This window comes from Pseudomonas sp. NFX183 (genome assembly GCF_047943075.1).
GTDB lineage: Bacteria > Pseudomonadota > Gammaproteobacteria > Pseudomonadales > Pseudomonadaceae > Aquipseudomonas.
In genome coordinates this window covers 3,589,711-3,614,250 of record NZ_CP181333.1, presented here as the reverse complement: position 1 = coordinate 3,614,250, position 24,540 = coordinate 3,589,711, and the positions used below count along the sequence as shown (strand labels likewise).

Annotated in this window: 24 protein-coding genes; 7 read left to right on the top strand and 17 right to left on the bottom strand. The window is 59.2% G+C overall.

The features are described 5' to 3' along the window. Positions 1 to 4: 4 nt before the first annotated feature. Positions 5 to 823: a class I SAM-dependent methyltransferase gene (locus ACM530_RS16810; RefSeq protein ID WP_416362702.1), complete on the top strand. Its 819-nt coding sequence runs from the start codon at positions 5 to 7 to the stop codon at positions 821 to 823. A 34-nt stretch (positions 824 to 857) separates the two neighbouring features. Here ACM530_RS16810 and def read toward each other — a convergent pair whose 3' ends face one another. The 3 genes from def to ACM530_RS16795 form a co-directional block, all read right to left on the bottom strand. Next, positions 858 to 1,397, bottom strand: coding sequence for a peptide deformylase (def, locus tag ACM530_RS16805; protein ID WP_145159503.1), 540 nt, complete (start codon positions 1,395 to 1,397; stop codon positions 858 to 860). Beyond that, entirely contained in the window at positions 1,394 to 2,362 is a 969-nt protein-coding gene (locus ACM530_RS16800) for a YihY/virulence factor BrkB family protein (protein WP_242196327.1), read from the bottom strand. The genes def and ACM530_RS16800 overlap by 4 nt, the downstream gene beginning before the upstream one ends. 181 nt (positions 2,363 to 2,543) lie before the next feature. Beyond that, positions 2,544 to 2,729, bottom strand: a complete 186-nt coding sequence (locus ACM530_RS16795; protein ID WP_076015848.1) for a CsbD family protein — start codon at positions 2,727 to 2,729, stop codon at positions 2,544 to 2,546. Between the two features lie 198 nt (positions 2,730 to 2,927). On the opposite strand from ACM530_RS16795, the gene ACM530_RS16790 reads away from it, so the two are divergent. Further along, positions 2,928 to 3,305 carry a hypothetical protein gene (locus ACM530_RS16790; RefSeq protein ID WP_106578452.1) on the top strand — a complete coding sequence of 126 codons (378 nt, stop codon included), beginning with the start codon at positions 2,928 to 2,930 and terminating at the stop codon, positions 3,303 to 3,305. 167 nt (positions 3,306 to 3,472) lie between these two features. Here ACM530_RS16790 and fadD1 read toward each other — a convergent pair whose 3' ends face one another. Both fadD1 and fadD2 read right to left on the bottom strand, forming a co-directional pair. Continuing rightward, complete coding sequence (gene fadD1 / locus ACM530_RS16785) at positions 3,473 to 5,164, bottom strand: long-chain-fatty-acid--CoA ligase FadD1 (protein ID WP_145159507.1); 1,692 nt, start codon at positions 5,162 to 5,164, stop codon at positions 3,473 to 3,475. Between the two features lie 389 nt (positions 5,165 to 5,553). Then, on the bottom strand, positions 5,554 to 7,242 hold the full coding sequence (fadD2, locus tag ACM530_RS16780; RefSeq protein ID WP_416362701.1) for a long-chain-fatty-acid--CoA ligase FadD2: 1,689 nt from the start codon (positions 7,240 to 7,242) through the stop codon (positions 5,554 to 5,556). Between the two features lie 222 nt (positions 7,243 to 7,464). On the opposite strand from fadD2, the gene ACM530_RS16775 reads away from it, so the two are divergent. Both ACM530_RS16775 and ACM530_RS16770 read left to right on the top strand, forming a co-directional pair. Further along, complete coding sequence (locus ACM530_RS16775; protein ID WP_416362700.1) at positions 7,465 to 8,409, top strand: lysophospholipase; 945 nt, start codon at positions 7,465 to 7,467, stop codon at positions 8,407 to 8,409. Positions 8,410 to 8,480: 71 nt separating this feature from the next. Continuing rightward, positions 8,481 to 8,951, top strand: a complete 471-nt coding sequence (locus ACM530_RS16770) for a MaoC family dehydratase (protein ID WP_003175719.1) — start codon at positions 8,481 to 8,483, stop codon at positions 8,949 to 8,951. A gap of 68 nt (positions 8,952 to 9,019) precedes the next feature. Here ACM530_RS16770 and ACM530_RS16765 read toward each other — a convergent pair whose 3' ends face one another. Then, positions 9,020 to 9,487 carry a ferritin-like domain-containing protein gene (locus tag ACM530_RS16765; protein WP_145159513.1) on the bottom strand — a complete coding sequence of 156 codons (468 nt, stop codon included), beginning with the start codon at positions 9,485 to 9,487 and terminating at the stop codon, positions 9,020 to 9,022. Positions 9,488 to 9,692: 205 nt separating this feature from the next. On the opposite strand from ACM530_RS16765, the gene ACM530_RS16760 reads away from it, so the two are divergent. Both ACM530_RS16760 and ACM530_RS16755 read left to right on the top strand, forming a co-directional pair. Next, entirely contained in the window at positions 9,693 to 9,929 is a 237-nt protein-coding gene (locus ACM530_RS16760; RefSeq protein ID WP_017139191.1) for a DUF3820 family protein, read from the top strand. Positions 9,930 to 9,939: 10 nt separating this feature from the next. Then, positions 9,940 to 11,115, top strand: coding sequence for an aminotransferase class V-fold PLP-dependent enzyme (locus ACM530_RS16755; RefSeq protein WP_416362699.1), 1,176 nt, complete (start codon positions 9,940 to 9,942; stop codon positions 11,113 to 11,115). A gap of 202 nt (positions 11,116 to 11,317) precedes the next feature. Here ACM530_RS16755 and ACM530_RS16750 read toward each other — a convergent pair whose 3' ends face one another. Genes ACM530_RS16750 through zwf form a run of 3 tightly spaced genes read right to left on the bottom strand, consistent with a single transcriptional unit; the run spans position 11,318 to position 14,167 of the window. Further along, positions 11,318 to 11,983, bottom strand: a complete 666-nt coding sequence (locus ACM530_RS16750; protein WP_106578446.1) for a bifunctional 4-hydroxy-2-oxoglutarate aldolase/2-dehydro-3-deoxy-phosphogluconate aldolase — start codon at positions 11,981 to 11,983, stop codon at positions 11,318 to 11,320. Positions 11,984 to 12,000: 17 nt separating this feature from the next. Further along, positions 12,001 to 12,714 (bottom strand): 6-phosphogluconolactonase, encoded by a 714-nt coding sequence (pgl, locus tag ACM530_RS16745; protein WP_145159519.1) that lies wholly within the window; start codon positions 12,712 to 12,714, stop codon positions 12,001 to 12,003. Continuing rightward, positions 12,701 to 14,167 (bottom strand): glucose-6-phosphate dehydrogenase, encoded by a 1,467-nt coding sequence (zwf, locus tag ACM530_RS16740; RefSeq protein WP_106578444.1) that lies wholly within the window; start codon positions 14,165 to 14,167, stop codon positions 12,701 to 12,703. Before zwf ends, pgl begins: the two co-directional genes overlap by 14 nt. Positions 14,168 to 14,386: 219 nt before the next feature. On the opposite strand from zwf, the gene ACM530_RS16735 reads away from it, so the two are divergent. Further along, complete coding sequence (locus tag ACM530_RS16735; RefSeq protein ID WP_170039859.1) at positions 14,387 to 15,247, top strand: MurR/RpiR family transcriptional regulator; 861 nt, start codon at positions 14,387 to 14,389, stop codon at positions 15,245 to 15,247. 121 nt (positions 15,248 to 15,368) lie between these two features. On the opposite strand, the gene ACM530_RS16730 is transcribed toward ACM530_RS16735, so the two are convergent. From ACM530_RS16730 to ACM530_RS16695, 8 genes are all read right to left on the bottom strand, one after another. Further along, on the bottom strand, positions 15,369 to 16,214 hold the full coding sequence (locus ACM530_RS16730) for a D-hexose-6-phosphate mutarotase (RefSeq protein WP_124418336.1): 846 nt from the start codon (positions 16,212 to 16,214) through the stop codon (positions 15,369 to 15,371). Between the two features lie 103 nt (positions 16,215 to 16,317). After that, positions 16,318 to 17,664, bottom strand: a complete 1,347-nt coding sequence (locus ACM530_RS16725; RefSeq protein WP_145159521.1) for a carbohydrate porin — start codon at positions 17,662 to 17,664, stop codon at positions 16,318 to 16,320. A gap of 97 nt (positions 17,665 to 17,761) precedes the next feature. Further along, positions 17,762 to 18,922 (bottom strand): ABC transporter ATP-binding protein, encoded by a 1,161-nt coding sequence (locus tag ACM530_RS16720; RefSeq protein ID WP_145159523.1) that lies wholly within the window; start codon positions 18,920 to 18,922, stop codon positions 17,762 to 17,764. Positions 18,923 to 18,924: 2 nt separating this feature from the next. After that, complete coding sequence (locus ACM530_RS16715) at positions 18,925 to 19,770, bottom strand: carbohydrate ABC transporter permease (protein ID WP_106578440.1); 846 nt, start codon at positions 19,768 to 19,770, stop codon at positions 18,925 to 18,927. After that, positions 19,763 to 20,671, bottom strand: a complete 909-nt coding sequence (locus ACM530_RS16710; protein ID WP_053257700.1) for a carbohydrate ABC transporter permease — start codon at positions 20,669 to 20,671, stop codon at positions 19,763 to 19,765. The genes ACM530_RS16715 and ACM530_RS16710 overlap by 8 nt, the downstream gene beginning before the upstream one ends. A gap of 92 nt (positions 20,672 to 20,763) precedes the next feature. Continuing rightward, entirely contained in the window at positions 20,764 to 22,050 is a 1,287-nt protein-coding gene (locus ACM530_RS16705; RefSeq protein ID WP_106578439.1) for an ABC transporter substrate-binding protein, read from the bottom strand. A gap of 104 nt (positions 22,051 to 22,154) precedes the next feature. Further along, on the bottom strand, positions 22,155 to 23,414 hold the full coding sequence (locus tag ACM530_RS16700; protein WP_416362698.1) for an AGE family epimerase/isomerase: 1,260 nt from the start codon (positions 23,412 to 23,414) through the stop codon (positions 22,155 to 22,157). Positions 23,415 to 23,670: 256 nt separating this feature from the next. Then, entirely contained in the window at positions 23,671 to 24,498 is an 828-nt protein-coding gene (locus ACM530_RS16695) for an ATPase (RefSeq protein ID WP_262210409.1), read from the bottom strand. Positions 24,499 to 24,540 lie beyond the last annotated feature (42 nt).

Genomic DNA, 24,540 nt, shown 5'->3' with positions numbered 1-24,540 from the left:
GATCATGAAAACGACGCTTGCAGCTTTGTCCCTCACCGCCCTCCTCGCCCCAATGTTCAGCCAGGCAGCCGACGCACCGATTACCGCCAGGCAGTACGCCAGCGTGCTTGCCGGCAGCTGGCGCGACCCGGCCAACAGCGCGCGCGATGTTTACCGTCATCCGCAGCAAACGTTGGAATTCTTCGGCCTGGGCGCCAAGCAGACGGTGATCGAAATCACCCCGGGCGGCGGCTGGTACAGCGAGGTGCTTGCGCCGTTGCTCAAGGACCATGGGCATTACGTAGCCGCCGTGCAGGCTGCGAGCAGCAGTGCTTACGCCGCGACGTCCGAACAGAACCTGAAAAACAAATTCGCCGCCGACCCTGCGCGTTATGCCAAGGCCGAGGTTGTCGAGTTCGATCCCAAGGCGCCGGTGTTCGGCAAGCCTGCGTCGGCCGATGCCGTACTGACCTTTCGCAATGTGCATAACTGGGTTGACGCGGGCACCGCGCCGGCCACCTTCAGCGCGTTCTACACGGTGCTCAAGCCCGGTGGGGTGCTGGGCGTGGAAGATCATCGGGCCAAGGACGGGGCGGATCTGGAAGCGATCAAGGACAGTGGTTACCTGACCACCGCGCAGGTGGTGAAGCTGGCAACGGACGCCGGGTTCAAGCTGGCGGGGCAAAGCGAGGTGAATGCCAACCCGAAGGACACCAAGGATTACGCCGGTGGGGTATGGACCTTGCCACCGGCATTGAAGTTGGGTGAGCAGGACAAGGCCAAATATGTGGCGATTGGCGAGTCGGATCGGATGACGTTGCGGTTTGTGAAACCGGCGAAATAACCAGCTCCCACAGTTTTATCTCAGTGCCTGAGTACTACTCGTCAGCCTTCGGATCCATGTCCGGAAACATCACTTCGATAAACCCGAACTTGCTGAAGTCGGTAATCCGCGAGGGATACAGCCGGCCGATCAGGTGATCGCATTCATGCTGCACCACGCGCGCGTGGAAACCCTCGGCGATGCGTGTGATCGGCTCGCCCTTAGGGTCGAAACCCTCGTAGCGAATCTGCTGATAACGGTCTACCGCGCCACGCAGGCCGGGCACGGACAAGCAACCTTCATAGCCCTCTTCCACCACCGGGCTGAGCGGTGTGATCAACGGGTTGATCAGGATGGTCTGCGGCACCGGTGGCGCATCCGGGTAACGCTCGCTGGCCTCGAAACCAAAGATCACCAGTTGCAGATCGACGCCGATCTGCGGTGCGGCCAGGCCAACGCCGCCGACGTGTTCCATGGTCTGGAACATGTCGTCAATCAACTGCCAAAGCTCGGGGCTGTCGAACATTTCCGGCGGAACCGGCGGTGCAATACGCAGCAGGCGCTCATCGCCCATTTTCAGGATTTCACGGATCATCGATCAGGCTCAATGGGTGTGGGCTTGGAGTGGTCCCGGCCTAGGCCAGAGACGTGCTGTTTTTCATCCGTGTCAGAAACGTGTTCAGCGGGTTCATCGAACTCTTTTTCTCCCGGGTCCTTGCCTTCAGCCGACATGTGTTCGATCACGGCATTCATCTCCGCGCCCAGCAGCAGCACCGCGGCGGAAATATAGAAGTACAGGAGCAGGACGATGATCGCACCGATACTGCCATACATGGCGTTGTAGTCGGCGAAGGTTTTAACGTAGTAGCCAAAGCCCAGGGAAGCAACGATCCACACCACCACGGCGAGCACCGAGCCTGGCGTGATGAAGCGGAATTTCTGCTCCACATCGGGCATCACGTAATACATGAGGGCCACGGCGAACATCAGCAAAATCACGATCAGCGGCCAGCGCAGGATGGTCCACAAGGTCACCACGAATTCCTGCATGCCGATCTGCCCGGCGAGCCATTCCATCACCTGCGGGCCAAGCACCATCAACGCGGCGGCGGCGAGCAGCATGCCGGCGATGCCGACGGTGTAGAACACCGAGAGCGGGAAGCGCTTCCAGATCGGACGGCCTTCGACCACATCGTAGGCGGCGTTCATCGCGCTCATCATCAGCCGTACACCGGCGGAGGCAGTCCACAGGGCGATCACGATACCCACGGAGAGCAAGCCACCCTTGGACTGCTGCAACTGGTCGATCACCGGGTTGACCTGCTCCAGCGCCTGGGGCGGCAGCACCAGTTCCGATTGCATGCGCAGCCAGGTGAAGAAGTCCGGCAGGTGCAGGAAACCGATCAGGGCGATAAGGAACAGCAGGAAGGGAAACAACGAGAACAGCATCTGGTAGGCCAGTGCCGAGGCATAGGTGGGCATTTCGTCATCGACGAATTCCTTGACGGTGCGCACCAGCACCTTATGCAGGGGTAAACCTTGTAATACCGGAAAAATCATAGCGTCTCCTTTCGCCGCAAAAGGGTGAGGTCGTGGGCGACTCAGGGGCCGTTTTCTACATCAAAAGTAGCCTACTTGGCGACTTTGAAACAATTACCAGATTTTAGTTGCAGCATCTGACATAAAAACGGCCATCCGTGGATGGCCGTCGGGCTGCACGCATACAGCCAGCGATTCAGACTTACTTGGTGGCTTTTTTTACCGCATCTTTGGTGTCGCCCACCGCTTTCTGCACTTCGCCTTTCTTTTCTTGAACCACGCCTTCGGCGCGCAGCTTGTCGTTGCCAGTCACTTTGCCAACACCTTGCTTGACGTTGCCGACGGCTTCGTTAGCCAAACCTTTTGCCTTATCCGATGTGCTGCTCATGGTATTTCTCCTGGAACAATCGAGGTTTTTGGTCATTACGTAGAGATTGACCCGAGGCTGTTCTGCAGAGTTTCAATTATTTTTCGACCGGCATTTCATCGCCGCCTGCAGGTTTGGCTTTATGTTTTGCAGCCAACCCACGAGAATGCCCCGCACATTCAGGCTATAACGCTGAATAACAGATCCCGTAGGAAGGTTATGAAACTCAATAAAGCACAGGCTATCGCCCGCAGAAACCAGGAACTGGGCGGTGCCGTACTCGGCCTCAACAACTGCCACTTCACCGACCTGGACCGCAAACGCAACATCTGGTGGTTCGACCTGCCGGTGGGCCGTATTGCCGTGGGCCAGTACGAGTGGATTCACCTGTTGATGCACAACGCCGAGTCCGACCAGTTGCTGCACCTGAAGGTGCCGACAGCATTTTTGCGTGAAAAACTTGAAGGCCTGGTGGTGCGCAATGCAGGCAAGCGCAGCCCGGAGATCACTCTGGAGCTGAGCGCGGACAAGGACTCGTTCCTCACCGATGTGCGCCCGGCGGGTGCGGGTGTGAGCTTCGCGCAGTTTGCGGTGTAAGCACTCGGTGAAACAGTGTGGGAGCTGGCTTGCCTGCGATAGCGGTAGGTCAGTCACATTACATTGACAGTTACGCCGCTATCGCAGGCAAGCCAGCTCCCACAGGGATAGTGTTTCGCCAGCAACAGGCCATAAAAAAACCCCGCAATTGCGGGGTTTTTATTGGGTTACTTTTTCAGGCCGAGCTTCTTCAGCTCTTCATCACGCAACTCACGTCGCAGGATCTTGCCCACGTTGGTGGTCGGCAACGCATCACGGAACTCAACGGCCTTGGGCACCTTGTAGCCGGTGACATTGGCGCGCATGTGCTCCATCACCTGGTCTTTGGTCAGGGTGGCGCCGGGCTTGACCACGATGAAGATCTTGATGTGCTCACCGGATTTTTCATCCGGCACGCCGATGGCCGCGCACTGCAGCACGCCCGGCAAGGTTGCCAGCACGTCTTCCAGCTCGTTGGGATAGACGTTGAAGCCAGAGACCAGAATCATGTCTTTCTTGCGGTCGACGATGCGCATGTAGCCGTCAGGCTGGATGATCGCGATGTCACCGGTCTTCAACCAGCCTTCGCTGTCGAGAATTTCGGCGGTGGCGTCTTCGCGCTGCCAGTAGCCCTTCATCACTTGCGGGCCTTTGACGCACAGTTCGCCGATTTCACCGAGGGCCAGCTCGACGCCGTCATCGGTGATAACTTTGCACACGGTCGATGGCACCGGAATGCCGATGGTGCCGATCTGGATGTTCTGGATCGGATTGACCGTGGCCACCGGGCTGGTTTCGGTCATGCCGTAGCCTTCGCAAATGTTGCAACCGGTCACGTCTTTCCAACGCTCGGCCGCAGCCAGTTGCAGGGCCATGCCGCCGGACAGGGTGACTTTCAGCGCAGAGAAGTCCAGCTTTCGAAAGCCTTCGTTGTTGCACAGCGCCACGAACAACGTGTTGAGGCCGACAAAGCCGCTGAACTTCCACTTCGACAGTTCCTTGACCATCGCCGGCAAGTCGCGCGGGTTGCTGATCAGGATGTTGTGGTTGCCGATCAGCATCATCGCCATGCAATGAAAGGTGAAGGCATAGATGTGGTACAGCGGCAGCGGCGTGATCAGGATTTCGCAACCTTCGTTGAGGTTGGAGCCCATCAGCGCCTTGCACTGCAGCATGTTGGCGACCAGGTTGCGGTGGGTGAGCATCGCGCCCTTGGCCACGCCGGTGGTGCCGCCGGTGTATTGCAGCACGGCAACATCGCTGCTGGCCGGGCTGGCATCATTGACCGCCTGGCCGTGCCCCTTGGCCAGCACGTCGTTGAACTTGATCGCCTTGGGCAAGTGATAGGCCGGGACCATTTTCTTCACGTACTTGATGACGCTGTTGATCAGCAGGCGCTTGAACGGCGACAACAGGTCGGCGACTTCGGTGACAATCACGTGTTTGACGGCGGTCTTGGGCACGACTTTTTCAGCCAGGTGCGCCATGTTCGCCAGGCAGACCAGGGCCTTGGCCCCGGAATCATTGAATTGGTGTTCCATTTCCCGCGCGGTATACAGCGGGTTGGTGTTGACCACGATCAGGCCGGCACGGATGGCGCCGAACACCGCAACCGGGTATTGCAGGACATTGGGCAGTTGCACGGCGATGCGATCGCCAGGCTTCAAGTCGGTATGTTGTTGCAGGTAAGCGGCGAAAGCACCGGACAATTCGTACAGTTCACCGTAGGTGATTGTTTTGCCCAGGTTGCTGAAAGCCGGCTTGTCGGCGAAGCGCTGGCAGGACTGTTTCAGTACCGCCTGAATATTTGGATACTCGTCTGGATTGATGTCTGCAGCAATCCCGGCGGGGTACTTATCCTTCCAAAAGTCTTCGTTCATGGAAGCCCACTCCTCAGCGACGCGAATTCATCATCGCATTTGATGCGATTATTATTGGTGTGTGTTTTTTTAAAGGTGAGTCTGGCGCTTTCAAGCAGGCCGAGAAGTCACAAAGCGCGCCGAGAGTAGCAGCTTTGCCAAGGGCCGCCTAGAGCCAAAAGGGGCCCCTACGGTCATAAACATGACTGTCCTACAATATTTGGTCACACTTTAAGCAGCGATAAAATATCCCAGCAAAAGGCTCTGGAATAGGGTTTTCAGGGCAATAAAAAACAATATGGGAGGGGGCTTGCCGCCGATGGCGGTGTTTCAGCCAACACATCTGCTGACTGATACACCGCCATCGAGGGCAAGCCCCCTCCCACATTTTGAGTGGATTTCAATCAGGGTCAGGCGATGTCGCGAAGCTCCCTGCGCAAAATCTTGCCCACCGGCGTCATCGGCAGCGAGTCGCGCAACACAATATGCTTGGGCACTTTGTACCCGGTGAAATTGGTCTTGCAGTACGCCTTCAGCTCTTCAAGGCTCACGCCTTGGGTACGCGCCACGACAAACAGCTTCACCGCCTCCCCGGTGCGGTCATCCGGCACGCCGATGACCGCGCAGTTGGCCACCGCCGGGTGGGCCATCACTACGTCTTCGATCTCGTTGGGATAAACGTTGAAGCCCGAAACGATGATCAGGTCTTTCTTGCGATCAACGATGCTGACGAAGCCATCGTTGTCGATCACCGCAATGTCACCCGTCTTGAACCAACCGTCGGCGTCCAGCGCCTCGGCGGTAGCGGCCGGCTGCTGCCAGTATCCCTTCATCACCTGCGGGCCCTTGATGCACAGCTCGCCGCGCTCACCCAATGGCAGCTCGTGCCCGTCATCGTCGATCACCTTCATCGCTGTACCCGGCACTGGAATCCCCACCGTGCCCAGGCGCGATTGGCTGCCGTACGGGTTGGTGCTGGCCACGGGTGAGGTTTCTGTCAGGCCGTAGCCTTCGCCGATGGAACACCCGGTCACCGCCTTCCAGCGCTCGGCCGTGGCCTTGATCAGGGCGGTGCCGCCGGAGTTGGTGATCTTGAGGTGGGAGAAATCCAGGGTCTTGAAGTCGGGGTGGTCCAGCAGTGCCACAAACAGGGTGTTGAGCCCCAGCAGGCAGGAGAACCGCCACTTTTTCAGCTCTTTGATGAACCCGCCGATGTCGCGCGGGTTGGTGATCAGCACGTTGTGGTTGCCGGTCACCATCATGCACATGCAGTTCGCCGTGAAGGCATAGATGTGGTACAGCGGCAGCGGCGCGATCATCACCTCCTGCCCTTCCTTTACCAGCGGCTGGCCATCGTCGGTGACCTGGCACATGCACGCCCGGACCTGCTGCATATTCGCCACCAGGTTGCCGTGAGTGAGCATCGCGCCCTTGGCCAGGCCAGTGGTGCCGCCGGTGTATTGCAGCACGGCGATGTGATCCAGCGTGACCGGATGCCGGATCAACCCCTGCCCCGCGCCCATGCGCAACGCGCGTTTGAACGACACCGCCCGTGGCAGGTGGTAGGCCGGGACCATTTTCTTGACTTTGTCGACCACGGTGTTGATCAACCAGCCCTTGGCGGCCGGCATGAAGTCGCCCATTTTGGCTTCGATCAGGTAGTCGATCTCGGTGTCGGCGCACACCTCCTGCACCCTCGCACCGAACAGGTTGAGGTACACCAGCGCACGCACGCCGGCATCCTTGAACTGGTGACGCATCTCGCGCGGGGTGTACAACGGGTTGGTGTTGACCACGATCAGCCCGGCGCGCAGTGCGCCGAACACGGCAATCGGGTAATGCAGCACGTTGGGCAGCTGCACCGCGATACGCTCGCCCGGCTTGAGGTCGGTGTGTTGCTGCAGGTAACCGGCGAACGCAGCACTCTGGCGCTCAAGCTCGGCGTAGGTCAGGGTGATGCCCATGTTGCTGAACGCCGGACGGTCGGCAAAGGCCTTGCAGGAACGTTCGAAGACTTCGATCACCGACTTGTACGTGGTGAGGTCGATGTCGTTGGGAACGCCCGCGGCGCGTTTGTCATTCCAGAAATCAGGTTGCATTATTCTTGTCCTCTTACCTGAGTGTGTCCGACCGCTGCAGCGATAAAAAACGTGCTGCTATAAAAAGCGGGGCTTTGGGGACGTTAGCAGCTATGGCCAAACAGGCAAATACAGGAAAGAGCGTCATTAATTGCGTGAATCTTCCTACAAGGGCCTGCACTGATCAGACGCAAGCCCGAGGATGAGCTATACACTGCAACGACCCTGAGCAAAGGAAGCGCCATGAACCACAGCACCTTCTGGCTGACCGCGAATGACCGCAGCCGCCTGTACGTCAATCAATGGCTGCCGGAAGGCGAAACCCGGGCAATCATCATGCTGTCCCACGGCATGGCCGAACACAGTGGTCGATATTCACGCCTGGCCCAAGCCCTGTGCGGTGCCGGTTTCGGCCTGTATGCGCTGGACCAGCGCGGTCATGGCCGCACCGCCGATGAAGGCACGCTGGGGCTGTACGCCGAAAAGGACGGCTGGAACAAAGTGGTGGGCGACCTGGCCAGCCTCAACCAGCACATCGGCCAGCAGCAACCGGGGCTGCCCATTATTCTGCTGGGCCACAGCATGGGCAGCTACATCGCCCAGGCCTACCTGCTGCACCACAGCGCCAGCCTGAATGGCGCGATTCTCAGCGGTTCGAATTTCCAGCCGATTGCGCTGTACCGCGCGGCGGCGGTGATTGCTCGTATCGAACGGGCACGCCAGGGTTTGCGCGGGCGCAGTGCGCTGATCGAGTTCCTGTCGTTCGGCTCGTTCAATAAAGCCTTCAAGCCCAACCGAACGGCGTTTGATTGGCTCAGTCGCGACCCGGTCGAGGTCGACCGGTACATCACCGACCCGCTTTGCGGCTTTCGTTGCACCAACCAGTTGTGGATCGACCTGCTGGGCGGCTTGCAGCAAATCAGCAAAGCGTCCAATCTCGCGCAGATCGATCCGGGCCTGCCGATCCTGGTGATGGGCGGCGAATGTGATCCGGTGAGTGAAGGCAAGCGTCTCAAAAGCCTGGCCCATGCGTTGCGTGAGGCCGGCTGTCAGCACCTGCAATTGAATATCTACCCGCAGGCGCGTCATGAAGTGTTCAACGAAACCAACCGTGATGAAGTCACAGCGGATGTACTGGCGTGGTTGCAACAGGCTCTGACCTTGCGCAGGCCGACCCGCTGCGAATAATTTTTCGTTTAAAATCAAACGCTTAAAATCATACTGTTTAATTACCGATTAGCCACAGGATGCACCCCGAGATGACTCAGGTTACCAACACCCCGTACGAAGCCCTCGAAGTCGGTCAGACCGCCAGCTACAGCAAGACCGTCGAAGAGCGTGATATCCAGTTGTTTGCCGCGATGTCCGGCGACCACAACCCGGTGCACCTGGATGCCGAGTACGCCAAGGCGACCATGTTCAAGGAGCGTATCGCCCACGGCATGTTCAGCGGCGCCCTGATCAGCGCGGCCGTTGCCTGCGAGCTGCCTGGGCCGGGCACTATCTATATCGGCCAGCAGATGAGCTTCCAGAAGCCGGTGAAAATCGGCGACACCTTGACCGTGCGTCTGGAAATCCTCGAGAAGCTGCCCAAGTTTCGAGTGCGCATCGCCACTCGCGTGTTCAACCAGCGTGATGAGCTGGTAGTGGACGGTGAGGCGGAAATCCTCGCACCCCGCAAGCAGCAGGTGGTGACATTGACCGAACTGCCGCCGATCAGCATCGGCTGATGCCTGGGTATAAAAATCGCCCATAAAAAAGCCCCGCATCAGCGGGGCTTTTTCTAATCAGGCGCGACTCAAGACTGAGCGCGAGCCTGGTTACGCAGGGCTTTCACCTGGTCGTGGTTACGTTGGGCGCCGTGGAACTGACGCTCAACCAGGTCACGAATACCCAGCAGGTTGTGCTTGTTGATCTTCTCGATCGCTTCTTTGTAAGCCTTCAGTGCGTGGTCTTCACCGCGCTCGGCTTCATTCAGCACGGCTTCTTCATCTTTGCCGGTGACCATCGACTTCACGTCGACCCAACCACGGTGCAGTGCGCCGGCAACCGAACCGGAATTTTCCGGATCGCCACCCAGGGCTTTCACAGCGGTTTGCAGCTCAGCGGCAGCGCTGGCGCAATCGGCGGCACGTTTCTGGAAGAGCGCTTTGAGCTCTGGGTGCTTGATGTCTTCAGCACAAGTTGCGAAGCCTTTCTGGCCGTCTTTGCTGGTCTCGATCAGGTCGTTAAGTACAGAGATCGATTCTTTGTTGATATCAGTCATTTTTCAATTCCTTGTGCGGGTTAAGAAACGTGTATTAATGATTGCAGCGCCCGTGCCAAGTTTTAAAAAACAACTTTTTCCTTATTTTTCAACAAGATAAAAATTATTGAACCATCTGTATGCGAGTTATTTGCATGATCTGTCATTTGGCCTTCATGCAGAATGCCTGTATTTTCCAAGGTCTCGACTTGAACGCTTGAAGCCCATGAACCCCGAAAAACTTGAATTGCTGATCACCCGCGAAATGCCCTTCGGCAAATACAAGGGACGGATCATCGCCGACTTGCCCGGCCCCTACCTGAACTGGTTTGCCCGTGAGGGTTTCCCTCACGGCGAGCTGGGCGGCTTGCTGGCGTTGATGCAGGAAATCGACCACAACGGCCTGTCCGAACTATTGGAACCGCTGCGCGTAAAGCACGGCAAACCTGCCCCCCGCCACTGAGAGCCTCGCCATGCCAAGGAATGCAGATAACGAACGTCACTGGCAGGCCATTGCCCAGCGCTATGAGCTGGAACCTGGCCCGATCAATCTGGAAAACGGCTACTTCGGGCGTATGAGCCACGCGGTACGGGCGCAGTACCTGGAGCACGTCGCGTTTATCAACCGCAGCAACTCACTGTATGTGCGCCAGCGCTTTGAGCAGGGTGAAAACGACGAGGTGCGCCGTCAACTGGCCGGACTGATCGACGCCGACCCGGAGTCGATTGCGTTCACCCGCAATGCCACAGAAGCTTTGCAGTCACTGATCCGCAACTACAACAACCTGCAACCGGGCGACCAAGTGCTGATCAGCGACCTGGAGTACGACACGGTCAAAGGCGCGATGTGCTGGCTGGCGGGCTATCGCGGTGTGGAGGTGATCGAGTTATCCCACGCTCACCCGGCCAGTTTCGACAGCTTGGTGCAGACTTATCGCACTGCGTTTGTGCAGTACCCGCGCCTCAAGTTGATGGCCCTGACCCACGTGACCCACCGCACCGGCCTGGTAATGCCCGTCGAGGCGATTGCCAAAGCCGCACGTGAGCACGGCGTGGATGTGATCCTCGATGGCGCCCACGCCCTGGGCCAGATCGAATTCAACCTCGCCCAACTGGGCATCCAGTTCGCTGGCTTCAATTTGCACAAATGGATCGGCGCGCCGCTGACCCTGGGCTTTCTGTACATCGCCCCGGAGCGCCTGGCCGATATCGACCCGGACATGGGCGAGTGTCATTACCCGGCCACCGATGTTCGCGCGCGTACGCCCTACAGCACACCGAATTTCCCGGCGCTGATGACCTTGCCGCTGGTGCTGCAAGAGCACCGTGCACTGGGTGGCTCGGCGGCCAAGGGCGCACGGGTCAATTACCTGCGGGATCTGTGGGTGAACCAGGTGCGTCAGTTGCCGGGCATCGATGTACTGACGCCGGATGACCCACGGCTGTATTGCGGGATCACGGGGTTCAAGTTCACCGGACGTGATCAGCAGGTGATGGCGGATCGGTTGCTCAAGGACTACGACCTGTTTACCACCACCCGTGTCGGCGCGGCCTTTGGCAGCTGCATTCGGGTGACGCCGGGGTTGGTGACTTCGGCGGCGGACATCGATGCCTTGGTCAAAGCAATAACCGAGCTAAGCGCGGACTGAAATGTGGGAGCGGGCTTGCTCGCGAATAGGCTGGGTCAGTCGACGAATAGGCCAACTGAACCAGCGCATTCGCGAGCAAGCCCGCTCCCACATTGCTCAGCGTTAGTTTTGAGGTTTTCTACAGGCAAAAAAAAGCGGCACACCGACCAAGTGCGCCGCAAAAATGCCGTTAAGCACAGCAACAACGATTCGGTAAATCAGCTCAATCCAGCAGTGCCAGCGCCTGTGCGGTGACTTCCTGGATGCGGGCCCAGTCGCCGTTCTTGATCCACTCCGGATCAAGCATCCAGCTACCGCCCACGCACATCACGTTTTTCAACGCCATGTAGTTTTTGATATTGGCCGGGCCAACGCCGCCGGTTGGGCAGAATTTCACTTCGCCGAACGGACCACCCAGCGCCTTGATCGCAGCAACGCCGCCGCTCACTTCTGCCGGGAACAGCTTGAAGCGGCGATAACCCAGGCCATAGCCTTCCATGATGCCGGAGGCATTGCTGATGCCTGGCAGCAACGGGATCGGGCTGTGCACCGAGGCTTCCAGCAGGTCACGGGTAATGCCTGGCGTGACGATAAACTGCGAGCCGGCCACTTCGGCGGCTTCGAGCATGTGACGGTCGAGCACGGTGCCGGCACCGGTGCACAATTCAGGGCGTTGCTCGCGCAGCACTTGAATCGCCTTGAGGCCGAACTCGGAACGCAAGGTCACTTCCAATGCGGTCAAACCGCCCGCTGCCAGGGCATCGGCCAGCGGCAGAATGTCCTGTTCGCGGGCGATGGTGATCACCGGCAGGATCCGCGCCTTGGCGCAGAGGCTGTCGATCAAGGCAACTTTATCCGCCATGGACACGGTCGGTTGAGGGCTTTTCATAGCGGCTGATCCTTGGCTCATGGGCACCAGTAAATCTCTAAAGTAGGTTGCAAAAACGCGCGTATCGGCATGGCAGCAACGTCATCACTGGCCAGCGCGGCGCTCAAGGTGGTCAATTTTGCGCTGCCGGAAATCGACAGCACGGTGTAGTGGGCCGTGGCCAGCAACGCGCGACTCATGGTCAGGCGCTGGTGCGGCACGGTCGGCGCAAGCATCGGCCAGCAACGGCGGGTACCGTCGGCCTTGAGTGCTTCAGCCAGGTTCGGGCTGTTGGGAAACAGCGACGCGGTGTGGCCGTCATCGCCCATGCCGAGTACCAGCACGTCGATGGCGGGCAACTCTGCCAACTGGCGATCGGCCAGTTCGGCGGCATCTTCAAGCGTGGCCGCAACGTGATACAGGCTGAGGAACTTGGCCTTGGCCGCTGGACCTTGCAGCAAGTATTTCTTCAGCAGGCCGGCATTGCTGTCGGCGTGCTCCACCGGCACCCAACGTTCGTCGGCCAGCGTGATGGTGACCTTGGACCAGTCCAGCCCCTGTTTGGCCAGGTTCTGGAAAAACGCCACAGGGCTGCGGCCGCCGGACACCACCAGGGTCGCCTCGCCACGGGCACTGATGGCCGCGCGCAGTTGCTCGGCCACGTCATTGGCCAAGCCATCGGCCAGCAAAACGGGCGTACGGTACTCATGAGCAGTTACGCCCTGAGGCAGTTTCAATTCAGATATCGCCATACCATGACCTCCCATCCCGCGTGATCAGTGCAATTGAGCTCATCGGCCCCCAGGAACCCGCCGCGTACGGCTTGGGCGCATCACCGGATTTTTTCCACCCGGCGATCAACTGGTCACACCACTTCCACGCGGCTTCGATTTCATCTTTGCGAACAAACAGGTTTTGATTGCCGCGCATTACTTCCAGCAACAACCGCTCGTAGGCATCCGGAATACGGGTGCTGCGATAGGTGTCGGAAAAATTCAGTTGCAGCGGGCCACTGCGCAGCTGCATGCCCTTGTCCAGGCCCTGCTCCTTGGTCATCACACGCAAGGAAATACCTTCGTCCGGCTGCAGGCGGATGATCAGTTTGTTGCTGATCTGCAGGCGCTGCTCGGGGGCGAAGATGTAGTGGGACGGTTCCTTGAAGTGGATGACGATCTGCGACAGCTTTTGCGGCATGCGCTTGCCGGTACGCAGGTAGAACGGCACCCCGGCCCAACGCCAGTTACGGATATCGGCACGCAGGGCGACAAACGTTTCGGTGTCGCTCTGGGTGTTGGAATTCTCTTCTTCCAGGTAACCCGGCACCGGCTTGCCGGCACTGTAGCCGGCGATGTACTGGCCGCGCACCACTTGGGTGGTCAGGCCTTCCGGGCTGATCGGCGCCAGCGCCTTGAGCACCTTGACCTTCTCGTCACGGATGCTGTCGGCGGACAGGTCGGCCGGCGGGTCCATGGCGATCAGGCAAAGCAGTTGCAGCAGGTGGTTCTGGATCATGTCGCGCAGCTGGCCGGCCTTGTCGAAGTAACCCCAGCGGCCTTCGATACCGACCTGCTCGGCCACGGTGATTTCCACGTGGGAAATGTAGTGCTGGTTCCACTGGGTTTCGAACAGGCTGTTGGCAAAACGCAACGCGATCAGGTTCTGGACCGTCTCTTTGCCCAGGTAGTGGTCGATACGGTAGGTGCGGTTTTCCGGGAAAAACTGCGCCACGGCGTCGTTGACCTTGCGCGAGGACTCCAGGTCCGAACCGATGGGTTTTTCCAGCACGACGCGGGTGTTTTCCGCCAGGCCGACTTTGGCCAGGTTTTCGCAGATCGCCCCGTAAACAGCCGCCGGGGTGGCGAAATAGGCGATCAGGCGTTGGTCGCTACCGACCTTCTCGGCCAGGCCGACGTAATCGTCGGCTTTCATGAAATCGACATGCACATAGGCCAGGCGCGCGAGGAAGCGTGTCGCCACGGCTTCATCAAGTTCCTTGCCGACGTACTTACGCAGTTCTTTCTCGATGTGGGCCATGTGTTGCTGTTCGGAGCCGGCCTCACGGGCCAGGGCCAGGATGCGCGTGTCGTCGTGCAGGAGGCCCGCGCCATCGAGTTGATAGAGAGCAGGAAATAACTTGCGCAGCGCCAGATCACCCAACGCGCCAAACAGGGCAAAGGTGCAGGGTTCTACGGTTATCGAAGGCATGATGTTTGTTCTTTTATCAAGTTAAGCTACAAATACCTTTTTTCAAGGCATCACTCAAGGAAAAATGTAGTAATAACCACAACATTTTCCCGAAATACGCATTCCGAGTGGTGGTGTTCAGCTACCCTCAGTAGGATAGGCCACCGCAAATAACCACTCGTCGATTGGTTACCGCCCTTAATTTGCATCGTCGCCCGAAGGAAAGACTGAATGGACCGCGTGCGAAATCTTCTGGAACAGATCCGGAACCGCCTCGAAGAATTGAACAAGGCCGAGAAAAAAGTCGCCGAGGTTATCCTGCTCAACCCGCAGCAGGCGACCCGCTTCTCTATCGCCGCCCTCGCCCAAGCCGCCTCGGTCAGTGAACCGACGGTCAACCGTTTCTGCCGTTCGTTCGGCGTCAGCGGTTACCCTGAACTTAAATTGCAGCTGGCGCAAAGTTTGGCCAGTGGCGCAGCGTATGTCAGCCGCGCCGTCGAAGCCGATGATAACCCTGAGGCCTACACGCAGAAGATCTTTGGCAGCGCCATCGCATCTCTGGACAGCGCCTGCCAGGCCCTGGACCCTGCCCTGATCAGCAAGGCCGTGGACCTGTTGATCCAGGCGCGGCAGATCCACTTCTTCGGCCTTGGCGCTTCAGCCCCGGTGGCCATGGATGCGCTGCACAAGTTTTTCCGCTTCAACCTGGCCGTGACTGCCCATGCCGACGTGCTGATGCAGCGCATGATCGCGTCTGTGGCGCATACGGGCGAGCTGTTCGTGATTATTTCCTACACCGGGCGTACCCGTGAGTTGGTGGAAGTGGCGCGCATCGCCCGGGAAAACGGTGCATCAGTGCTGGGCGTGACCGCCGAGAACTCGCCACTGGCCAAGGCCAGTACGGTAAGCCTGAACATTCCGCTGCCCGAAGACACGGACATCTACATGCCGATGACCTCGCGGATCATCCAGCTCACCGTGCTGGATGTGCTGGCGACCGGCATGACCTTGCGCCGTGGGGTGGATTTCCAGCCGCATTTGCGCAAGATCAAAGAGAGCCTGAATGACAGCCGGTATCCGGTGGGGGATGAGTTCAACTAAGCCAGCCTGTGTGCTGGCTTCACTGGCCTCATCGGGGGCAAGCCCCCTCCCACAGTTTGATTTGTGAATACCTTCAAATGTGGGAGGGGGCTTGCCCCCGATGAGGCCATCAGCCGCACCACTAAGCCCCTGCTCTGGCCTGCAAACTCAAATGCGCCCTCTCCCCCGGCGCCAAGCTCGCCCCGGCCATCGCCGACTCCACGCACACAAACCCTGACGCCTCGTTAAAGCTCACGCCCAACAACGGCCGGCTGCCCGGGTGCCACACCACGGTGTCGGCGCTGTCGCCGGTGTCGATGCACAATTCGCGTTGCCAGGCGTGGTCCTTGAGGTGCAATTCGCCCTCGTGCTGGAACACCCGTTGGCACCCGCCATCCACGCGCAGCTCGCCTTCCTGCTGGCAAGCCTGGCGATTGAGCTGGTCGTAACCTTGCGCGCCATCAAGCCCAGACAGCGCTATCTCATCCACGTGACCAATACGCCAATAGGCGTGCAAAGCATGGCTCAATTGGCACGGCAACTCGTCCTGATGCTCGGTGCACAGGCGCAGCTCCAGGGTTTCACCCAGGTGTGCGTGCAGGTCGACCTGCCAGTCGCACAGCTGCAATTGCCAGTGCAGGCGCACACCGTCGTCGTCGGTGCTGCTGTCGAGCAGCTTCCAGTCGATCAGCCGCGCCCACCCATGGGAAGGCCACGCGTTTTCGCTCGGATGACGCCCATACCACGGCCAGCACACCGGCACGCCGCCTCGGATGGCGCCGACTTGCGGCCACTTGGCCGCGCACCACAGCCAGGGTTTCTGGCCACGCGGTTGAAAGTGCAGCAATTGCGCGCCCTGACGGCTGAACACTGCCTGGCACAACGGATGGTCGATGACCAACACGTCGCGCATCTGAAAGCGTTCCCAGGCGAACACCGGACGCTCGCGCAGGGATTTGAAAAAGCGTTGCAGCGGATGCTCATGCATGTGCCACGGTCCTGAAGTTCTTCACAGTGCAATCCAAAAAAAAGCGGATAGCCATGGCTATCCGCAAAATGCGCACAGAGAGAAGGAGCTTATCGCAACAGCGTTAGAACGTAGACTGAATTTTCAGGCCCGCTACTACCGCGTTGTCGACTTGTTTCACACCACCTGGGTTGGCGATGTATTGCAGGTTAGGACGCACGGTCAGCCAGTTGGTGACGTGGATGCCGTAGTTGAGTTCGACGTTGTACTCGGTGTTACGCAGCGGTGCGTAACCGGACTGGTCGTAGTCGGTGAAGCCACCGGCCGCGTTGAGCAGCTCAGCGTTTTTCTTCACGTCACTGTTGGCATGGATGCGGGAAACACCGATACCGACGTCATCTTTGGTACGTGCGTCGAATGGCCCTTTATACACAAGCATCAGCGACTGGTAGTTGTCGACCAGGTTGGTGTCTTTGTCGTGGAAGGTCACGTTGGCCGCAATGTTCAGGCCGCGCGAAGCATCGCCATTGTGCGTGGTGAGTTGCTGTTGCAGAACGCCCCAGTAGCCGCTTTTGCTGCTGCGCACGCGGAAGGCCGCACCGGTGGTGCCCGCATCGTTACCGTTGACGTCTTCACGTACGTCGGTAGCGTCAGCGGTGCTCTTGTAGTAACCCACACGGTATTCGCCCGGCAGGCCATTGACCTTCGGCGACCAGACCAATTCCACCGGCAATACGGTGCCCTTGGTGCCGCTGCCGCTGAGTTTGAAGCCGTTGCCGTGCTCCAGCTGCGATGGGTTCTGGTTGTACGCACCGATTTGCGCATACAGCTCAGGCGTGATGTTGTACTTCACGCGGATCGCTGCCTGGCTGACTGGCCAGTTGTACCAGGTGTTGACGTAGTTACCCACTTGCGAGCCGCAGAACGACAGGTTCTGGAAGTCGCACGGGAAGGTGTTGAAGTCTTCGCCTTCACCGAAGTAACCGAGCTTCACGTCCAACTTGTTGTCGAACATCTGGTGCTGAATCCAGAACTGGGTCAGACGCACCATGTGGCCTCGGCCATCAACTTCTTGAGACGAACTCAAGGTGCCGGCACGCGGGTCACCAATGCGGTCATTGGAGATGTTTGCGCCGTTCCGGTTGGTCAGTTGGATCTTGGCCTGGGTGTTATCCCAGCCCCACAGCTTTTGCAGATCCAGTGCTACGCCCAGACCGAACTGGTCAGCGTAACGGGCAGTTTTGTCGTTGTTGTAGCCACCGCTCAGGTTGCCACCGACTTCCCCAACGTAATCAGCCTTGATATCGATACCTTGCTCGATCAGCTTGGTACGCTCGCCGCCCCAATCGCCGGTCATCCACTTGGAATCGGCACTGAAAGCATCGTCCGCCATCGCATTGGCGGACAATACCAGGGCTGCTGCCGCTGACAGTTGGCAGATCAGCCGGGTGTTGTTGTGTTGCTTTTTCATCCCTACATCCTCGTCTTTATTGTTATTAAACTGTTTTTATCTAACGCGGGTTACTTTTTTTAACCAAAACAACAAGTTATCCATTCAGGCGCAACACTCAGCGTCCCTTGAATTGGGCCACATTATCCGCACGGTCCTGTGCTGGCAATGAAGCGGCAGTGCCCAGGCGCTCGCCGGTGTTGGCGTCAAACAGCAGCACCTTGGCTGGATCGAATTGCAGGGTCAGGGTCTCGCCCACCTGTGGCGCCACGTCGGGCGCCAGGCGGCAGCAGACCTTGGTGTCGTTCAGTTGCACGAACACCAGGGTGTCCGGACCAGTCGGCTCGGTGACCTGAACTTCGGCACGAATGCTCGATGCGCTGTCGCCCTCGCCTGCCGCCAGCATGATCTGCTCCGGGCGCAGGCCCAGGATCACGTCGCGGTCTTCGAGGCCGGCGTCCGACACGTTAAGCGCCAGCTCGCAGCGCGCCTGGCCGCTGTCGAGCAGCGCCACCAGACGTCCGTCCTTGCGTTGCAGGCGCAGCGGCACGAAGTTCATCGGCGGCGAACCAATGAAGCTCGCCACAAATTGGTTGGCCGGGTTGTTGTAGATCTCTTTTGGCGTGCCGAACTGCTGGATGATGCCGTCCTTCATCACCGCCACTTTGTCGCCCAGGGTCATCGCTTCGATCTGATCGTGGGTGACGTAGACGGTGGTGGTTTTCAGACGCTGGTGCATCAGCTTCATTTCGGTGCGCATCTCGACGCGCAGCTTGGCATCGAGGTTGGACAGCGGTTCGTCGAACAGATAGATCTTTGGCCGACGTGCCAGGGCACGGCCCATGGCCACACGCTGTTGCTGGCCACCGGACAGTTGTCCCGGTTTACGGTTGAGCAAGTGTTCGATCTGCAGCAGCTTGGCCACGCGCGCCACTTCGGTGTCGATATCGGCCTGGCTCATTTTGCGAATCTTCAGGCCGAACTCGATGTTCTCGCGCACGCTCATGGTCGGGTACAGCGCGTAGGACTGGAACACCATGGCGATGTCGCGATCCTTGGGGCTCATGCCGCTGACGTCTTTATCACCGATCATGATCGCGCCGCCGGTGATGGTTTCAAGCCCGGCGATGCAGTTCATCAGCGTTGATTTGCCGCAACCCGAAGGGCCGACCAGGATCAGGAACTCGCCTTCCTTGATCGACAGTTCGATGTTCTTCAAGGTGTCGGGCAGGCCGGCGCCATAGGTCTTGTTTACATTGCGAAGTTCAAGCGTAGCCATGATTACCCCTTGACCGCGCCGGCCGTGAGGCCGCGCACGAAATACTTGCCTGCGATCACATAGACCAGCAGGGTCGGCAGCCCGGCGATCATCGCCGCCGCCATATCCACGTTATATTCCTTGGCCCCGGTGCTGGTGTTGACCAGGTTGTTCAGCGCCACCGTGATGGGCTGCGAGTCGCCGCTGGAGAACACCACACCGAACAGGAAGTCGTTCCAGATCTGGGTGAACTGCCAGATCAGGCAGACCATGATGATCGGCGTCGACATCGGCAGAATGATCTGACGGAAGATGGTGAAAAAACCCGCACCGTCCAGTCGTGCCGCCTTGATCAGCGCATCCGGAATGCTCACGTAGTAGTTACGAAAGAACAGTGTAGTAAACGCCAACCCGTAGACCACGTGCACAAACACCAAGCCCGTGGTGGTACTGGCCAGGCCCATCTTGCCGAGGGTGAATGAGGCTGGCAGCAGCACGGTCTGGAACGGCAGGAAGCAGCCGAACAACAGCAGGCCGAAGAACAACTGCGAGCCTTTGAAGCGCCAGAACGACAGCACATAGCCGTTCAGCGCGCCGATGGCGGTGGAGATCAATACGGCCGGAACGGTGATCTTGATCGAGTTCCAGAAGTAGCCATCTACAGTGGCCCAGGCCTTGACCCAGCCGATGCCGGTGACCACGGTCGGCCAGCTCAGCAGGTTGCCGGTGCTGATGTCTTCCGGGGTTTTGAAGCTGGTCAGCAGCATCACCACCAGCGGCACCAGGTACAGCAGCACCGCGAGGATCAGCACCGCGTAGATCGCGACGCGACTCAGGCTGATGGTCGGTTTGGAAGCGAGACTAGTCATTACGCTTGGTCCTCAGCTCGGAGTACAGGTAAGGCACGATGATCGCGAGGATCGCACCGAGCATCAGGATTGCACTGGCCGAGCCCATGCCCATCTGGCCACGACTGAAGGTGAACGAGTACATGAACATCGCAGGCAGGTCGGAGGAGTAGCCCGGGCCGCCGGCGGTCATTGCCGCCACCAGGTCGAAGCTCTTGATGGCGATGTGCGCCAGGATCATTACCGCACTGAAGAACACCGGACGCAGGCTGGGCAGCACCACGCTCCAGTAGATGCGCGGCAGGCTCGCACCGTCGATCTGCGCGGCACGGATGATCGACTGATCAACGCCACGCAGGCCGGCGAGGAACATCGCCATGATGAAGCCCGAGGCTTGCCACACGGCGGCAATCACCAGGCAGTACACGACGCGGTCGGGGTCGATCAGCCAGTCGAGACGGAAGCCTTCCCAGCCCCAGTCACGCAGAAGTTTGTCCAGGCCCATGCCCGGGTTGAGCAGCCATTTCCAGGCGGTACCGGTGACGATCATCGAGAGCGCCATCGGGTACAGGTAAATGGTGCGGATAAAACCTTCGCGGCGGATTTTCTGGTCGAGGAAAATCGCCAGGGTCACGCCAATCACCAGGGTGATACCGATAAACATCCCGCCAAAAACAGCCAGGTTCTTGCTCGCTACCCACCAGCGGTCGTTGTCGAACAACCGCGCGTATTGCGCAAGGCCGGCCCATTTGTAACTTGGCAGGAAGGTGGATGTGGTGAACGACAGCACGAACGTCCACAGGATGTAGCCATAAAAGCCCACCAGCACGATGAACATGCTGGGCGCCAGCACCAGTTTAGGGAGCCAGCGCTGCAGTGCATCGAACGGCGAGGCCTTGCTGAACACAGCAACAGAACTCATGGGAAAATCCAGTACAGGGAAAAAGGACTACAGGAACAAACCTTGTGAGGGGTCAGGGGGTTTCCCCTCACAAGGATCAGCCGTGCTAACCGTTACTTCGCAGACTTGATCGCAGCGCCGAGTTTCTTGGCGGTGTCGGCCGGGTCGGCTTTCGGGTCGTTGATGTAGTTGGTCACGACATCAAAGAACGCACCTTGCACGGCCAGGGTGGTGGCCATGTTGTGCGCCATGCTTGGCTGCAGGCCGCCCGTCTTGGCGTCAGCCAGGAAGTCTTTGGCAGCGGTCTGGGCGCAGGAGTCGAAACCGAGCTTGTCCATTTCGTTGAGCATGTCGGTGCGCACAGGGATCGAGCCCTTGTTGATGCTGAAGACTTTCTGGAAGTTTTCACCCAGCACGACTTTGGCGATGTCCTGCTGACCGGCAGCAGTGCCTTTGTCTTTCTGCTTGAACACCGCCAGGGAGTCGATGTTGTAGGTGAAGGCTTTGTCGGTGCCCGGGAAGGCTACGCACTCGTAATCCTTACCGGCGACTTTCTTGGCGGCGGTCCACTCGGACTTGGCCCAGTCACCCATGATCTGCATGCCGGCCTTGCCGTTGATGACTTTGCCTGCTTCCAGGTTCCAGTCCTGGCCTTTGCCGTCGACGTCCATGTAGGTCGCGACTTTCTTCAGCTCAGTCAGAGCCTTGACCATTTCAGGACCGGTCAGCGCGCCGTTGTCCAGGTCAACCAGGGCTTTCTTGTAGCCGTCGGCACCCATCACCGACAGTACGACCGCTTCGAATACGGTGCTGTCCTGCCAAGGCTGGCCACCGTGGGCGAGCGGAATGAAGCCCGCGGCTTTGAGCTTGTCGCCGGCTGCGTAGAATTCTTCGAGGGTGGTCGGGTTCTTGGTGATACCGGCTTTCTTGAAGACTTCCGGGTTGATCCACAGCCAGTTGACGCGGTGGATGTTGACCGGTACGGCAACGTAGTTACCTTCGTACTTCACGGTATCGGAGACTTTCTTGTCGAGCAGGGAGTCCCACTTTTCTTCTTTGGCGACGTCTTTGAGCACGTCGGTGTCGAGCAAGCCAGTGGACGCCCATTCCTGGATGTCGGGGCCTTTGATCTGGGCAACGCCAGGCGGGTTGCCGGCAACTGCGCGGCTTTTCAGCACGGTCATGGCCGTGGCACCACCGCCGCCTGCGACAGCACCGTCTTTCCAGGTGAAGCCGTCTTTCTCAACTTGGGCCTTCAGGACATCTACAGCCGCTTTTTCACCGCCCGAGGTCCACCAATGCACAACTTCAACCGTCCCTTTCGAGTCGGCGGCAAATGCACTGAGGGGAAACAACGAGGCAATGGAAATAGCTACGGCGAGGCGATTAATCGCGTTCATCTGAGTACCTTTTCTTGTTGTTATGCATGCAAGTCTAGAGCTTGCGCTGCACGGAGTTTAAACAGGGATTTTCAAGGCGCAGGTAACAAAGGGACGTACAAATGTCACCATTTGGTGACATAACAACCCTGTGCCAAAGCGCTGGTCATGCTGGGTGACAAGGGTAGCGCAGGCAGCACCACCGCTTGCCAGGCGTGATAAAGGTCTGGCTTGCCGCCCCAGATCTTGCTGCTGGGCTGGTTGTGCGGGCTCAGCTCGTGGTGCCAGCTGCCATGGACACGGTCGATAAAGTGGTTTTCGCAAAACTCCCAAAACCGCCGATACCAGGTTTCGTAATGCAGCTCTGCGGTGCGTTTGAGCAACGCTTGGGCAGCGGCGCTGGCTTCGGCATGGGTCCAGTGCAGGCGCTCGCGCACCACCGGGCGGTGGTTCCAATCGAGCGTGTAGACAATGCCCGGCGCACCGTCCACGGCCCAGGCGTATTCGCAGGCACTGGCGAACAAGCCCTTGGCATCGGTGACCAGCCAGTCCGGGGTCGTCAGCCCGGCTTGCAGGCGGGCGGCCTCCAGGTGCAGCAGCAGCCGTGCCCACTCAAAACCGTGGCCGGGGGTGATGCCATAAGGGCGAAAGCCGTCGGCGGGATTGTCTTCGTTGTAGCCCAGCAGCGGTTGCCACTGGGCGTCGAAATGCTCGATGACCATGAACTGGTTGCCGGCGGCGCTGGTGTGAATAACGCGCTCGACAATGCGCAGTGCGCGGTCCAGCCAGCGCGTGTCTGCGGTGACATCGGCCAGCGCCAGAAACGCTTCGGTAGCGTGCATGTTGCTGTTGGCGCCGCGGTAAGCCTCCACACCGGTCCAGTCCTGGGCAAAGGACTCGAGCATGGCGCCCTCCTCCTCGCTCCAGAAAAACTGGTCGATGATGTGCACGGCGTCGTTCAACAGATTCTGAGCACCGGGCGCGCCCACTGCCACCGCCGAACTCGCGGCAAGGGCAACGAAAGCATGCAGGTAAGCGGCCTTGCCACGGTTGCCATCGACGGCGTGGGCCGCGGCGAACCAACCGCCGTGCTCGCTATCACGCAATGGGCCACTCAGGGCCGCGACGCCGTGCGCCACCAGGTCGGCATAACCGGGCAGGCCCATGGCGTGGGCCATGGCGAAGCTGTGGGTCATGCGGGCGGTGTTCATGGTTTCGGCGTGGGCATCGGCCGGCAATTGGCCTTGATCATCGAGGTTGCCAAAACCGTCAGGCAGGCGCGAGGCCTTGGCGAATGCCAGCAGGCGCTGGCCTTCGGTGGCGAGCCAGCTGTGATGGGCAGGTGCGTTCAGCCAACTACTGGCAGGCAGTGGTTGCATGGTCATGGGTAGCCCTTATTATTTTTTATGGGATGACCGGAGTCTAAACAAGGGTGCGATGAGGGCAAGTAACGAAGGGGACTGGAAATGTCACCAGCCGGTGACAATTCAGACGCGAGCCCTGCGCCCAACTCTGGCCCCCATCTGATTGTGGGAGCTGGTTTGCCTGCGACAGCGGTGGGTCAGTTACAAAGCATGAGCTGGCAGACCGCTATCGCAGGCAAGCCAGCTCCCACAGTTTGAAACCGGCTCACACCGACTATCACTGCCCCCCTAGAGGCCTGACTTTCGCCGGCTCGTTGAGCTGTTGCTGCAGGTTCTGCACCTGGCTCTGCAACGTAGTGATGTTGCGCGTGGTCTGGATACGGAACACGTCGAACTCTTTATTGGTCGGCGCATCGCTGTTGGCGGGCTGGTTGTCCTGGGCGCTTTTGAGTACCACCAGGTCCTGCTCCAGGCGCGCAATCGCCGCGCTCGGGTTGCCCTGTTTTTTCAGGGCGGCCACGTCGGCAGACAGGTCTTTGATTTCGCTTTGCGCCGCCTTGAGCGTTGCCACCGCGTCGGTCAACGCCTGCACCTGGCCCTGTAACTTGGCATTCGCATTGGCCAGGTCGGTCGTGCTGGCGGTCATCTGTGCCAGGCGCTGGTCCAGCTCGCTCGCCTGGCCGGCGACGCCGACCTGCTGCTTGCCTTGCTCCTGCAACTGCGCTTCCAGCTGCTTGATTTGCAACTTGAGCGCTTCGCTGCCGTTGTTCACGTTGGCTTCGCTGGCGACCACCTTGCCGGAAATGTCCTGCAAACGCCCCGCCGCTTCTTCGCTGATGCGCGCAAAGCTTTCTTGCGTGGCAACCAATTGCTGGCCCATCAGGGAGATCTGCTGAAAGCTCCACCAGGCAAGGCCCGCAAAGGCGATCAGCAGCGCGCCCACCAGTGCCCACAACGGGCCGGTCGTGGCGCTCTTGACCTTGACCACCGGCGTATTGCGCGAGCGCACGGAGGTAGCAGGTGTCGGCTCGAAATCATCATCATCCCCGATGTCTGCCCGCAGGCTGGGAACGTTGTCGAAATCGTCTTTAGCATCGTTACGCATGAATCAACCCTGAATCGGTGAGATGGCTACCTGAAAAGCCGA

Coding starts and splice junctions, on each gene's coding strand:
- ACM530_RS16775 (WP_416362700.1), top strand. CDS start 7,465: ATGAACCACAGCACCTTCTGGCTGACCGCGAATGACCGCAGCCGCCTG.
- ACM530_RS16750 (WP_106578446.1), bottom strand. CDS start 11,983: ATGAAAAGCCCTCAACCGACCGTGTCCATGGCGGATAAAGTTGCCTTG.
- ACM530_RS16760 (WP_017139191.1), top strand. CDS start 9,693: ATGAACCCCGAAAAACTTGAATTGCTGATCACCCGCGAAATGCCCTTC.
- ACM530_RS16705 (WP_106578439.1), bottom strand. CDS start 22,050: ATGAACGCGATTAATCGCCTCGCCGTAGCTATTTCCATTGCCTCGTTG.
- fadD2 (WP_416362701.1), bottom strand. CDS start 7,242: ATGCAACCTGATTTCTGGAATGACAAACGCGCCGCGGGCGTTCCCAAC.
- ACM530_RS16725 (WP_145159521.1), bottom strand. CDS start 17,664: ATGAAAAAGCAACACAACAACACCCGGCTGATCTGCCAACTGTCAGCG.
- ACM530_RS16800 (WP_242196327.1), bottom strand. CDS start 2,362: ATGATTTTTCCGGTATTACAAGGTTTACCCCTGCATAAGGTGCTGGTG.
- ACM530_RS16770 (WP_003175719.1), top strand. CDS start 8,481: ATGACTCAGGTTACCAACACCCCGTACGAAGCCCTCGAAGTCGGTCAG.
- ACM530_RS16755 (WP_416362699.1), top strand. CDS start 9,940: ATGCCAAGGAATGCAGATAACGAACGTCACTGGCAGGCCATTGCCCAG.
- pgl (WP_145159519.1), bottom strand. CDS start 12,714: ATGGCGATATCTGAATTGAAACTGCCTCAGGGCGTAACTGCTCATGAG.
- ACM530_RS16715 (WP_106578440.1), bottom strand. CDS start 19,770: ATGACTAGTCTCGCTTCCAAACCGACCATCAGCCTGAGTCGCGTCGCG.
- ACM530_RS16730 (WP_124418336.1), bottom strand. CDS start 16,214: ATGCATGAGCATCCGCTGCAACGCTTTTTCAAATCCCTGCGCGAGCGT.
- ACM530_RS16810 (WP_416362702.1), top strand. CDS start 5: ATGAAAACGACGCTTGCAGCTTTGTCCCTCACCGCCCTCCTCGCCCCA.
- def (WP_145159503.1), bottom strand. CDS start 1,397: ATGATCCGTGAAATCCTGAAAATGGGCGATGAGCGCCTGCTGCGTATT.
- ACM530_RS16695 (WP_262210409.1), bottom strand. CDS start 24,498: ATGCGTAACGATGCTAAAGACGATTTCGACAACGTTCCCAGCCTGCGG.
- ACM530_RS16720 (WP_145159523.1), bottom strand. CDS start 18,922: ATGGCTACGCTTGAACTTCGCAATGTAAACAAGACCTATGGCGCCGGC.
- fadD1 (WP_145159507.1), bottom strand. CDS start 5,164: ATGAACGAAGACTTTTGGAAGGATAAGTACCCCGCCGGGATTGCTGCA.
- ACM530_RS16795 (WP_076015848.1), bottom strand. CDS start 2,729: ATGAGCAGCACATCGGATAAGGCAAAAGGTTTGGCTAACGAAGCCGTC.
- ACM530_RS16710 (WP_053257700.1), bottom strand. CDS start 20,671: ATGAGTTCTGTTGCTGTGTTCAGCAAGGCCTCGCCGTTCGATGCACTG.
- ACM530_RS16700 (WP_416362698.1), bottom strand. CDS start 23,414: ATGACCATGCAACCACTGCCTGCCAGTAGTTGGCTGAACGCACCTGCC.
- zwf (WP_106578444.1), bottom strand. CDS start 14,167: ATGCCTTCGATAACCGTAGAACCCTGCACCTTTGCCCTGTTTGGCGCG.
- ACM530_RS16765 (WP_145159513.1), bottom strand. CDS start 9,487: ATGACTGATATCAACAAAGAATCGATCTCTGTACTTAACGACCTGATC.
- ACM530_RS16790 (WP_106578452.1), top strand. CDS start 2,928: ATGAAACTCAATAAAGCACAGGCTATCGCCCGCAGAAACCAGGAACTG.